This is a genomic window from Ramlibacter aurantiacus, assembly GCF_016722895.1.
GTDB classification, from domain to species: domain Bacteria; phylum Pseudomonadota; class Gammaproteobacteria; order Burkholderiales; family Burkholderiaceae_C; genus Ramlibacter; species Ramlibacter aurantiacus.
The window spans coordinates 1576976-1589858 of record NZ_JAEQNA010000001.1 but is presented as its reverse complement, the minus strand read 5'-3'; the positions used below and the strand labels follow the sequence as shown (position 1 = coordinate 1589858).

Genomic DNA, 12883 nt, shown 5'->3' with positions numbered 1-12883 from the left:
TCGTGCTCGGCACGCGCAAGAGATCAGCCGCACGGCTTGCCAGCACCGCGACCGCGGTGCTCGGGGCATTGCTCTTGGCATTGCTGCTGGACAGCTCGCTCGCCCGAGCGGCCCAGGAAGCTTTTCAGTACGACCCTCTCGGACGTCTCGTCCGGCACATCGACGGCGCGGGCCAGGCAACCGACTACACGTACGACCCGGCCGGCAACATCCTCGCCGTGACCCCTGCCGGCCGACCCGGGCCGGCCCAGGCGCCGGTGTTGGCGGTGGTCACGCCCTCTCGCCTGCGCCAGGGAGACCGAAGCGCCTTGACGATCACCGGCACGCGGCTGGCAGCCGGCAACCTCTCCGTCCCACACCCCGGCCTGCGCATTTCCCAACTGCGCCAGGGTGCGGGCGAACTTCGATTCGATCTCGCAGTCGATCCGACCGTCCCCGTCGGATGGCACCTGCTCCACTTCACCAACGCACAGGGCAGCAGCCGGGTCGCCGTGCAAGTGAGTCCGCCGCTGCCCCGGCTGTCGGTCGAACCCAGCCCGCTGGCCCTTCCGCCAGACGATGCCCCGCGTGCGATCACCGTGCGCCTCTCCGGCGCGGACGACGTGGCGCACGAGGTCGCCGTGGTCAGCTCCGACGCGGCCCGGCTCGCGGTCGATTCGCCGCAACTGGTTCTGGCGCCTGGCCAGACCCAGGCGCAGTTGAGGGTGCGTCCGCGCGCCGCTGGTTTCGCCGAGCTGCGCCTGAGCTCGGCCACGCTGTCACCCGTCTCCGTGCCGGTCTTCCTCACGGCCGACTTCCGTGGCGTGAACACCAGCCAGGCGGCGCCGGTGGGCATTCGCGTCGGTGAGCCGTCCGCCGACACCGCCGTCCGGACCACCACCTCCTTCCATGCCGCCCCGGTGGGCATCGCGCTCGGGTCCGTCCTCACCGGCGTTGCCCCGGCCGCCGTGGCCGCCGGCAGCAGCCAGTCGATCACGCTCAGCGGCGTGGCGCTGCCCGACGACCTGCGCGTGATCCTGTCGCCCGATGCCGGGCTGGTCGCCACCCTGGTGCGCCACTCCCCCGAGCGGGCCCGGCTGCAGCTGATGGCAGATGCCACGGCCGCGCCCGGCCTGCGCCGCCTGCAGCTGACCGACGGCGCCGGCCGCCCGCTGGCCTTGGCCCACCCGGCCCTGGCCGAGTTGCGCGTGACCAGCGGCCAGCCCGCCATCCGTTCGCTCGATCCGCTCTACGCCACGCCCGGCACCACCATGGAGCTGCTGGTGCGTGGGCAGCACCTGCAGGGAGGCCGCCTGTCGCTGGAGCCGGCGCAAGACCTGCACGTGGACAGCGCTCCCCAGGTCAGCGCCGACGGCGGCGAGTTGCGTGCGCGCCTTCAAGTCGGGCCCATGGCGGCGCTCGGCCCGCGCACCGTGCGGGTCCACACCCCGTCGGGGCAGACGCCGGCCGAAGCGGCGCCGGCCAACCAGTTCCAGCTGGTGCAGGCGATCGAACAGGCGGTCACCCCCATCACTTCGCCGCTGGTCGGCCTGCAGGTCGGCGCGGCGGCCGAACCGGGCGCCGTCGCCGATGGCCTGCTTGCCGCACCGGGCGTCGGCCTGAGCGTCGGCCCGGCGGCCTACCGCGTCTCCCCGGCCGTGGGCGTGCGCGGTACCACGCTCACCCTGGTGGTCCACGGCGAAGGCCTGCAGGCGGTCACCGGTGCCTCGCTCCTGCCGGCCGAAGGCATCAGCCTGCAACCGCCGCAGGTGCAGCCCGACGGGCGCGAGCTGCGTCTCCAAGTCGCCATCGATGAAGCCGCAAGCCTGGGCCCGCGCCGCGTGCGGCTGCAAACCGCCACCGGAGCCCTGTGGTTCGCAAGGCCAACGGGCGACCAGTTCCTGGTGGCCGCGCCGCTGCCGGAGCTGCATTCGGTCGCCCCGCAGGTGCTGGTGGCAGGGCAGGGCGTGCGCGTCACCGTGCGGGGCCGTCGGCTGGCCTCGGTCACCGGTGCCAGCGTGCTCCCGGCCGACGGCGTGCTGGCCGCAGGCCCGTTCATCGCCGACGCCGACGGTGCGCAGCTGAGCTTCGAGCTGCGCGTTGCCGCCGGCGCCGCCTCGGGCCCGCGCACCCTGGTGCTGCATGCCCCGGGCGGTGACTCCAGCGCACAGCCGCACCCCGCCAACACCGTGCAAGTGGCGCGCGAAGCCGGGCCCGCGCGCGACGCCATCGCGGCGCCGGCCGTGGGCATCGAGGTGGCGCGGCCCGTCACCCAGGCGGTCAGCGAACCCCGGGCGGTGCATGCATCGGCCGTGGGCGTGTGGCTGACGCCTCCGCCGGCCGACCCCGCGGGGCCGCAGGATGCCTTCGCGCCCGCCGTGGGCTTGGTGGTCGGCACGGCCATCGAACGCATCTCGCCCCAGGCCCCGGACGGGTTGCCGCGCGGCGGCAGCACCATGCTCACCGTGCACGGCTGGGGGCTGGACCGTGTCACCAGTGCTCGCCTGACCGGGCCGGCCGGCTTGACTGCCGGCCCCCATGTCATCGCCACCGATGGCCGCTCCCTGCAATTGCCGGTGCAGGCCAGCGACCAGGCGCCAGCGGCCGCCTTCGGCGTCGAACTGTTCACCGCCGATTCGTTGGCCGGGCGCGTGGCCGCCGTGCACGAATCACAGCGGCTGTTCAGGGTGGGCGGCGCGGTCCAGGCCATAGCCTCGGTCGGCCCCATCGTGCTCGAACCCGGCAAGGCCTACACCCTCACCGTGCGCGGGCTCGGCCTGCGCGACGTCCATGAAGTCTTCGCCGACCCGCCGGCCGGCCTGCGCTTCGGCGATGGCGGCGCCCAGCCCGCGTGGAGCGCCGATGCGCTGGGCGAACAACTCACCATCCCGCTCGTCGTCGATCCGTCCGCCGCGCTGGGCCCGCGGGTCATCCGCCTGCGCACGCCGGGCGCGGTGACCGACGGGGCCAGCCTGCCGGCCACCACCGTCCTCGTCGTTCCGCCCCAGTAGCACGGTTCGCCACTCATTTTTTCTTTTGTTCTTCGTTCCAGGACGCACACCATGAGCCCACTCTCCATCGCCCCCGCCCCGCGCCCGCCGGTCACGCGGCGGGGCCTGATCGCTGCCCTCGCGCTGGCCGCCTGCGCCCCCGCCGCGTTCGCCTTCGACAGCGGCAGCACCGGCGCCGACGGCGCGCTCGCGCCCACCGTCAACACCGTCATTGAGCTGCCCCCCTCGGGCGTGCTGAACTACACCAGCATCAACATCCCCCAGGGTGTCACGGTGAAGTTCAAGCGCAACACGCTGAACACACCGGTGCAGCTGCTCGTGGCCGGCGACGTCACCCTGGCCGGCAGCATCGACATCCGGGGCGAGGACGCGCGGCACTCGGGCACCTATGGCGACGGCAACCTGGCCGATGACGGCATCCCCGGTGTCGGTGGGCCGGGCGGCTTTGATGGCGGACGGGGCGGGCAGGCCGACCAGGCGCAGCAGCCGGCGGTGATCCGGGGCGGCACGGGGCTGGGGCCGGGTGGGGGTCTGGGTGGAATCGAGGGGGCCGATGGCTGCAGCGGGCGCGGTTATCACAAGTTCGTGGGTCTGGGCGCCGGGCATGCGACGGCAGGGAGTGCTGTCGCCGATATGCGCTGGAGATGTGGCTCCAACGCCGACCTGAGCTTCCTGGCGAAGCCCTATGGCTCCAACTTGCTTCAGCCACTGATCGGCGGCTCAGGCGGCGGCGGTGGCCGCGGCGGTGCCAACTACCCCGGCTCAGGCGGTGGCGGTGGCGGCGGGGCGCTGCTCATCGCGGCCTCCGGCACCATCCAACTGGCGGCAAGCAGCTCGATCGACGCCACCGGTGGTGATGCCGGTGGCGTGGGGGGCATCAACGCAGGCGGTGAGGGCGGCGGCGGCTCCGGCGGCGCCGTTCGCCTGGTGGCCAGCCGCATCGCAGGCAACGGCAAGCTGTTCGCCGCTGGCGGCTGCATCAACCAGAACAACAATCGCCGGCAGACGTGCCTGTACCTGCCCAGCTTCAGCGGCTACGGCGGCGCCGCCGGCCGCATCCGCCTCGAAGCGGACAACATCACCTTCAGCGGCACCTCGGACCCCGCCTACACCGCCGACAAACCCGGTCCGCTGTTCCTCGCCAACGTGCCCGCGCTGCGTATCGACACCGTCGGCGGCAAGCAGGTGCCGGCCAACCCGACCGGCCAGGCCGACCTGAGCTTCCCGGCCGACCTGGCCAACCCGGTCACCGTCACCTTCAAGACCATCAACGTGCCCACCGGCAACACCGTTCTGCTGCGTGTGCTGCCGGCCTATGGCCAACCCATCGAAGCGCTCAGCCCGGCCATCGTCGGCAGCGCCGCCGAAGGCAGCGCCAGCGTGCAGGTCACCCTGCCGCCCGGCCCCAGCGTGCTGCAGGCCACCACCACCTACACCGTGGTCGTCGCCGTCGGCGAGGCCCTGTCCCGCTTCGCGAACAACGAGCGCGTCGACAAGGTGCAGCTGATGGCCACGCTGGGCGGCAGCGGCGAAGCCCAGGCGCGCCTCATCACCGTCAGCGGCAAGAGCTTCACCGTGCCGGCCTCCGTGCTGCAGCAGGCCGGCCTGCCGGGCTGATCCGAACGACAACGACAACGACATTCAGCGGGGAAGAAGATGGGCGCAGCATCGGCAGCCGACACGCTTGGGAGGGGAGGGCGCATGCGGGCAGGGGCCGCATCGAGCGCGCACATCGGCGCCCGTGCTGACGACAGGCGCACGCCCATGCATAGCCGCATCACGGGGCTGTGCCGCGTCGTCACGCTGCTGGCCCTGCTGCTGCTGCTCGGCGCCCATGCGCTGGCCGCACCCCGCCTGAACCTTGCCGCCGTGCGCCCCGCCAGCGCCAGCGCCAAGGCCGGCAGCACCCTGGTGCTCGAGGCGCAGGTCGCCCCGGCGGCGCGCGCCGACGGCGTGCTGCGGGTGCAGTCCAGTGACGACGACATCGTGCGCGTGCCGGCCACCGTGCGTTTCACCGCCGGCCAGCGCTACATCCCCATTCCGGTGCAAGCCCGCATGGCCGGGCAGGCCCGCGTCACCGTCAGCGTGGACGGCGCCACCCGCAGCGCCACCGTGCGCGTCGATTCCGCGCCCGCCCGGCTGGTGGGGCTGGAGCCCACCCAGGCGATGCTGCGCGAGGGCGCCTCCGGCCAATGGCGCCTGCGCATCGATCCACCGCAGCCGAACGGCGTCTCGGTCCGCCTGTCCACCGATCCCTCCGCCCTCTTGTCCCTGCCCGCCACCGTCACCGTGCCGGCAGGCCAGGACGCGGCCACCTTCGAGGCTCGCGCGCTGGCCACCGGCACCACGGTCGTGCTTGCGCAGCTGCAGCACGCAGGCACCACCACCCGCGCCTCGGCCCAGGTGCGGGTGGTCCCCGAGCCGGCCCGGCTTTCTGCGCTGCTGCCCGCCACCACGGTGCTGCAGCAGGACGCCAGCATCCAGCTGCGGGTGCGCCTGTCCTCGGCGCAGTCCACGGCTACCGTCGTGTCACTGCGCACCGAGCCCCAGGGCCTGCTGGCCTTGCCCGACACGGTGACCGTGCCGGCCGGTGCCAGCGAAGCCGCCTTCGCCATCGTGGCCCGCGCCATCGGCCATGCCCGCATCGAAGCGCGCCTGCCCGCCGAAGCGGGCGTGCCGGCCGCACCCGCCATCCAGGCCGCCGTGCAGGTGCTGCCCGCGCCCCTGCGGCTGGAGGCCCTGGAGCCCGCCAGCGCCCAGCTGGTCACCGGCGCCCGCCATCGCTTCGAGCTGCGCCTGAGCGCCGCGCCCGGGGCCGGGGCCTCGGTATCCCTCGCCCTGGCGGCGCAGCCGCCTGGGCTGCTCGAGCTACCTGCCGCCGTGGCGGTGCCGGCCGGCCAGGCGCAGCTGTCCTTCGAGGCGCTGGCCCTGGCCCCCGGCCAGGCCGAGATCGTCGCCACCCTGCAGGACGCGGGCAACCTCAGCACCCGCCGGGCCGCCGTGCGCGTGCAGCCGCAGCCGCCCACGCTGGCGGCCTTGTCGCCCGACCCGCTGGGCCTGCAGGAGGGCGCCACCGGCGAGCTTCGCCTGCGCCTGGCGGCCGCCCAGCCGGAGCCCGTGACGGTCACCCTGCAGGCGCAGGACGCCACCGTCGTCCGCGTGCCGCCGCAAATCGTCATCCCCGCCGGCCAGACCGAGCAGCGTGTCGTGCTGGAAGCCCTGCGCGAGGGCGGCAGCGCGGTCTGGGCCCGCGTCGGCCCGTCCGAACATTCCACCCGCGTGCTCGTGGTGGCCCCACCGCCGCGCATCGCCAGCCTGCTGCCGGACGGCCTGTCGCTGGCCAAGGGGCGATTGGGCGTGCTGCGCCTGTCGCTGGACCGAAGCGCCCGTGCCGACCTGGGTGTCGCGCTGGCGGTCAGCCCTGACACCGTGCAGGCGCCCGCCACCGTCACCGTGCCGGCCGGCCAGCACGCCATCGACATCCCGCTCATCGCGCGGGCGGTGGGCGAGGCCACGGTCACGGCCACGCTGGATGGCCAGTCGCTCGCGACGCGGGTGCAGGTCACCGAACCCGAGCTGGTCGCCATCGCCATCGAGCCGCAAGCGCCCGAGCTTTCCCCGGGCCAGACCGTTGCCCTGCGCGCCACCGGCACCTATTCCGACGCCAGCCAGCGCGAGATCGGCCTTGAGGCGGCCACCACCTGGCGGGCCACGCCGCCCGCCGTCGCCACCATCGATGCCCAGGGCCGCGTCACCGGCCAGGCCGAGGGCGACGCGCAGGTCAGCGCCAGCCAGCCGTTGCCGCCCGGCCCCGGACGGCCCGAGGCCGAATCCGTCACGGGCCAGGCCAGCGTCCGGGTCGGCCCGCCCGCTCCCCTGGCCATGGCCACCGGCGCCAGCACCGTCACCGTCGGCCAAATGGCCACGGTCAGCATCACCACCCCGTACCCCGCCGGCAGCCAGCCGGTCACGCTGCGCCTGAGCGCCAGTGGCACCGGCCGGGTGGAGCTGCCGTCCACGCTCGTCGTCGGGCCCGGCCTCACCAGTGCCAGCGCCACCTTCCGCGCCGTCGCAGCTGGCCCGGTGGTGCTGCGCGCCGAGGGCGCTCCGTTCGCCGCGGCCCAGCTCGCTCTCACCGTGCTGCCGCCGGTTGTCACCGGCGTGCGCATCGACCGCATCCAGCCGGCCGCCGGCCCTGCTGGCGCGGTGGTCACCCTCACCGGCAGCGGATTTGCCATCAACCCTGCGGGCAACAGCGTCGCCTTCGCCGGCCCCGCGCCCGCGGCCGTTCTGGCGGGCAGCGACACCACTCTGCAGGTGCGCGTGCCCGACACCGCATCGAGTGGCCCCATCACCGTCACCACCGCCGCCGGCTCGGCGCAAAGCCCGGCCTTCACCGTGCTGCGCGAACAAGACTTCGGCTTCTCGGCCAGCCCCTCGCGCCTGGTGCTCATGCAAGGCAGCAATGCCCAGGCCAGCCTCACCCTGGCCAGCACCGGCAGCCGCCCCTACCAGGGCCTGGCCCGCCTGTCCGTCACCGGCCTGCCGGCCGGCGTCAGCGCCCGCTTCGAGCCGCCCTCCCTCAGCGCCTACCAGACCGGCCGCCTGGTCCTGCAGGCCGACGCCAGCGCCCCGCCGGCAGCCGTCACCCTCACCCTGCGCGCCCAGGCCACGCTCGACGGCCTGCCCTGGCTGCGCGAGGCCCGCCTCAACCTCGACGTGGCGCCGTCGGCCGGCCTCACCGGCGTCAAGGGCCGCTTCGTCACCCCCGAGGGCGCCGGCATCCCCGGCGTCATCGTTCGCCAGGACACCACCACCCATCAGGTCGTCACCGACGCGGCCGGCAACTTCCTGCTCACCGGCCTGCCCGCGGGCGTCACCACGCTGCGCTTCGACGCCACCCCGGCCAACAGCCTCTACCCCATCTGGCCCTACAACGTCACCGTGCCGGCCGGCCAGCTGCTCACCCTGGACGACTGGGTCATCAACCCGCCGCCGCCCGACGAGCGCTTCAAGCCCATCGACAACGCCACGCGCGACCAGCACATCACCGACGAGCGCTACCCCGGCTTCGCGGTCGTGCTGCCGCAAGGCGTGGACATCGTCGGCTGGGACGGTGTCAAGAAAACCCGCATCGCCGTCGAGCGCCTCACCCCCGACCGCCTTCCCGTAGGCGCGCCGCCCTTCGCCATGAAAGAGGCCTACCAGCTCTACTTCGGCACCCCCATGGGCGGCATCCCCAGCGCGCCCATCCCGGTGCAGCTGCCCAACGTCAGCGGGCGCGAGCCGGGCGACAAAGTCGACATCTGGTGGTTCGACGGCAGCCCCATGGGCGGCACCGGCGAATGGAAGCTCGCTGGCCAGGGCACCGTCACCCCCGACGGCACGGCAGTCAGCAGCGACCCCGGCGTGGGCCTGCCGCGGTTTTGCGGCGTGTGCGGCCTGGTCTCGCTGGACTGCCCACCGCCGTCCGATCCGCCCCCACCTCCGCCGCCCCCGCCGCCGCCGCCGCCCCCACCACCGCCGCCTCCACCCCCGGAGCCGCCGCCCCCCGATCCGCCCCCGCCGGATCTGCCCCCGCCCGACCTGCCGCCGCCGGACACCTGCAACCCGGTCGTCTTCAGCAACGGCCAGGAAATGCCGTCCTTCGGCGGCCTGCGCTGCGGCGGCCTCACGCCCATCGACACCGGCCTGAGCTACAACCCGGTCGACTTCTTCAACAACCGGGGCGGCACCGTGGCCAGCTTCGGCTACGGCTGGACGTCCGACTACGACATCGCCTTCCTGCCCTTCGCCGGCCCGCAAAAGCGCCTGGTGCTGCCTGGCGCGCGGCGCATCAACTTCATCGACGACGGCAGCGCTGGCTACCGCAGCGCGGAAGACCCGCGCTTCCACGGCGCAAGCTTCCGCCAGGACGGTGACGCCTGGGTCCTCACCTTCAAGACCGGCGCGCGCTGGCGCTTCATGCCCTTTCCCGGCAACGTGCCCACCTTCCTGCGCGGGGGAGCGCCGTACTTCCTGGTCGAGATGACCGATGCGGCCGGCAACACCTTGAACATCACGCGCAAGGCCGGCGGGCAGATCACCGCCGTCGGCACGGCCGCGCGCCATGTGACCTTCAGCTACGGTGGCAACGGCTTTGTCGATCGCGTGCGAGACAGCGTGGGGCGCGAGTACCGCTACACCTACACGGCCGGGGACCGCATCGAGACGATCACCGACCCGGAGGGTGGCGTCACGCGACTGACGTACCGACGGCAGCGCGGCTTTGGTGGGCGGGTGATTGCCAGTGGGGGCAGTGCTTCCGGTGGCTCGTCGGGTACCTTGACTTCGGCTGGCGCAGCCGCCGTCCAGCCCACCCCCGAAGAGATCATCGGCAACGACACCTGTGAGCTGGACGCCAAGCGCCCTCTGGGTGAGCAGATCGCCACCATCCACTACCCCGGCCGGGCGCAGCCCACCGTCAACACCTACGGTAGCTCCGGCCGCGTGCTGCGCCAGGTCGCCTCCGACGGCACGCAGCTGGACATCAGCTACCACGTCAGCGGCGCCTGCGTCGCCCATCTGGACAAACCCAACCAACGCTGCACCGGCCCCACCTGTCCCCGGCAGGACAGCCTGCAGGCCTACCAAGCCGGCTGGCGCTTCTACGGCGGCCAGATCATGGGCGTCACCGTGCGCCGCTCCGATGGCATCACGACTGAACAGATCTTCGATGCCAGCAGTCGGCCCACCCGCTACACCGACGAGCGGGGCCAGATCACGCACTACCGCTACGACGCGCAGCACCGCTTGGTCGAAACCCGCGACGCCCTGGGCCGGAGCTGGAAACGCACCTACGACGAAGCCGGTGACCTGGTCCTCACCCAAGACCCCGCCGGCCGGCGAAGGGAAACCACCTGGGACCGCCGCTGGGGCAAGGTCAGCACCCTCACGCTCTTCGACCAAGCCGGCCAGCGCCTGGTCTGGCGCTACCAGTACGACCCGCGCCACGGCCAGCTCACCAAAGCCACCGATCCCTTGGGCCGCAGCATGAGCTACGCCTATGACAACCGAGGCCAGCTCATCGCCAGCGGGGCCGACCTGGCTGCGCCCGAGCGGCGGTTCGCCTACAACGACGCGGGCGACCTGCAAGCCGTCATCGATGCACTGGGCAACGAAAGCCGGATCGAGCACGATGCGGTGGGCCGATCGACCAGCCACACCAATCCCTTGGGCTACAGCACCCAGCTCGACTACAACCGCCGTGACCAACTCACGCAACGCACAGACGCCTTGGGCCAGCCATCCACGCTGCGCTACGACGAGGGTGGGCGCGTGAGCGAAGTCACCAACGCTGACGGGGTGGTGATCGAGCGCTACCGCTACGACGACAAAGGCTCTCTCACCGAACGCATCGACGCGCTCGGCTCGGCCACGCGATATGCCTGGGATGAGCTGCGCAGACTGACCAGCATCACCGACCGCAAGGGGCAGGTCACGTCCCTCGGCTACACCGCCGACGGAAACATTGAGGAAATCCGCCACGCCGACGGCAGCGTGCAGACCTACCGCTACGACGCCTTGGGCCGCATCGCTGAATCGGCGGAACCAGCGAGCCGGTGGAGCTACGCGTGGGACGAGCTCGATCGACTCGCCGCAACGACGCACACCACCGCAGCCGGCAAGCTGGAGATCCGCTACAGCTACAGCCTGCTGGATCGCGTCAGCCGGCGCGAGGTGCTGCGCGATGGCACCCCCATCGACGTCACCGACTACGCCTACGACAAGCTGGGCCGGCTGATCGAGCAACGCACCAAGCCACTGGCTCACAGCGGAGTCGCCGAGCAGGTCACGCGATGGCAGTGGGACGACCGCGGCAGGCTCATCGAGCGTCAACTACCCAACGGCATCGCCCAACGCTTCACCCACGACGCCGCCAGCCGCATCACGCAAATCGTGTACGCCCGCGCCGACGGCAGCCTCATCGAGCAGATCGACTACCAGTACGACGCCGCCGGCCAGCGCATCGGGCGCACGATGCTCAATGGCTCATCGCAAAGCGACACGCCCATGCAGGCCCGGTACGACGGCGCCGACCGCCTGCTCGAACTCACGACGCAGGGCAGGACCTGGGCCTTCGAGTACGACGCGAATGGCAACCTCACGAAGCGCAGCAAAGTGGCGGATGCGAACGAACACACGACCTACCAGTGGGACAGCCGCAATCGCTTGATCGGCCTCGTCCGCATGCCGCAAAACGTGCAGGCGAGCTACAGCTACGACGCGGGTGGCAGGCGCATCGCGCGAACGATCACCATCGATGGTCAGGCGCGCACGACGCAGTACGTTTATGAGGGGCTGCAGTCAATTGGCGAGGTGAGAGACGGCCGCATCGCAGCGACCCTGCTCACCGGCATCGGCTTGGACGACGTCATTGCCCGCATCGTGAGCCGGCAAGGCCAAGCGCCGATGGTGCGCACGCACATCACGGATGCGCTAGGAAGCGTTCTGGCGATCACGCGTGAGGACCAGAGCGTAGAAGCGGGGTATGCGTACAGCCCATACGGGGAGACTGCGCCTGTGGGATCGGATGCGAGTGGCAATACGCTGCAGTACACCGCGCGGGAGAACGATGAAGGGACTGGGCTGTACTTTTACCGGGCGCGGTACTACGACCCGGTGATCGGGAGGTTTATCTCAAGGGATCCGATTGGGTTGATGGGCGGGGAGAATGAATTTGCATATGTGTTCGGCGATCCAATTGGCAATGCCGACCCGACTGGGCTGTGTCCATGGTGCATTCCAATTGGTGCAATTGCTGGGGCGTGCTATGCGGGCTACAAAGCGTATGAAAACTACAGGGATGCCGCGGACGGGTTGAAGAATTTGCAGCAGGGGAGAAGCGCTTCCCAACACAACCAGAATGTGGAGAATGCGATGCAGGAATGGATGGATCGGGGGATGCGCGGTCCGGCGCCCTATACACAGGCGGAATGGCAAGCAGCGCGGCAAGGTGTCGTGAATGCCGCTGCGGCTCTTGCGGAGAGCGCGACTAAGGTCCCAGGTACGTCCGTCAGCGGACCTGTTATTAACCCGCCAGGACCTTTGGTTCCTTCGCAAGATAGGGCTGGCCGCCGATGATGAAAAAGCGCTGGGTGATGCTGTCCTCTCTATCATTGCTCGCGTCTTGTATGGCGGCGTTGGCGATTGTGAAAACGTTAGCGTTGCTAAATGTTAAAGATGAAGATGATGCTAGACGACTCTCCCGGGTCCAGCGGACATTAGGCTTGGCGCCGTCAGTGCTCAAGATCGGGACGTGTGACCTTGCGCTTCCTGAATCGGTTTTCGTTACTTCAATGAAGCGCCGCACTGATGGTTGGGTGTGGGTGTATGGTTTTGTGCCTACCTTGCCCGCGACTGGGGCCGAAAAGAATGCGCCGTTCTATATGTTTTCCGATGGAGTATCGATCAGCTTCCTCGGCCCGGATGCGCGTGCAGGGATCCGCGTTGGCGAGCAGGATTGTATTCATCGTGGAGTCTGCGAACCCATTAGCGATGCGTTGGGATCAGGCTATTCTGGATTTGCGGTGAGTAGTGTAAACCCAAGAGTCGTTGTAGTTCCTGGCCTCGGTGTGTCGATCACTCTGTTCGGTCATGCTCCGGAGTGGCTTCGGTGCAATCGATAGTTGTGTGCCCGCAAATGGCTTGTCGAATGATCATCTCCTCATCGGGTAACTAATCAAGGCGCTACCAGATGAGCAACGGCAATCTCATGAGGTGCAGCAGTGTTGCGGACAGGTAACGAGCACAGCACTTACCATTGGGGCAGCCGCAATTGGCCATTGGCCTCATCCGCTGCCGCGGAATGCGCAGGCGAGCTACGGCTACGACGCGGGTGGCAGGCGCATCGC

4 protein-coding genes are annotated in these 12883 nt (G+C 70.7%); all 4 read left to right on the top strand.

Annotation, left to right across the window (positions count from 1 at the left end):
• The first annotated feature begins 74 nt into the window (after nucleotides 1-74).
• Nucleotides 75-2990, top strand: coding sequence for an RHS repeat domain-containing protein (locus JI739_RS07400; protein WP_201683156.1), 2916 nt, complete (start codon nucleotides 75-77; stop codon nucleotides 2988-2990).
• A 51-nt stretch (nucleotides 2991-3041) separates the two neighbouring features.
• Nucleotides 3042-4607, top strand: a complete 1566-nt coding sequence (locus JI739_RS24785; protein ID WP_201683155.1) for a hypothetical protein — start codon at nucleotides 3042-3044, stop codon at nucleotides 4605-4607.
• Between the two features lie 147 nt (nucleotides 4608-4754).
• A complete protein-coding gene (locus tag JI739_RS07390; protein ID WP_201683154.1) occupies nucleotides 4755-12113 on the top strand; it encodes an RHS repeat-associated core domain-containing protein in 7359 nt (2452 codons plus the stop codon).
• The gene (locus JI739_RS07385; protein WP_236589101.1) at nucleotides 12113-12658 is read left to right on the top strand and encodes a hypothetical protein; all 546 of its coding nucleotides are present in this window, start codon (nucleotides 12113-12115) and stop codon (nucleotides 12656-12658) included. Before JI739_RS07390 ends, JI739_RS07385 begins: the two co-directional genes overlap by 1 nt.
• Nucleotides 12659-12883: the final 225 nt, after the last annotated feature.

What these genes read in the sequence shown, in the direction of transcription:
- JI739_RS24785 (WP_201683155.1), top strand. Translation starts at nt 3,042, where the DNA reads ATGAGCCCACTCTCCATCGCCCCCGCCCCGCGCCCGCCGGTCACGCGG.
- JI739_RS07390 (WP_201683154.1), top strand. Translation starts at nt 4,755, where the DNA reads ATGCATAGCCGCATCACGGGGCTGTGCCGCGTCGTCACGCTGCTGGCC.
- JI739_RS07385 (WP_236589101.1), top strand. Translation starts at nt 12,113, where the DNA reads ATGAAAAAGCGCTGGGTGATGCTGTCCTCTCTATCATTGCTCGCGTCT.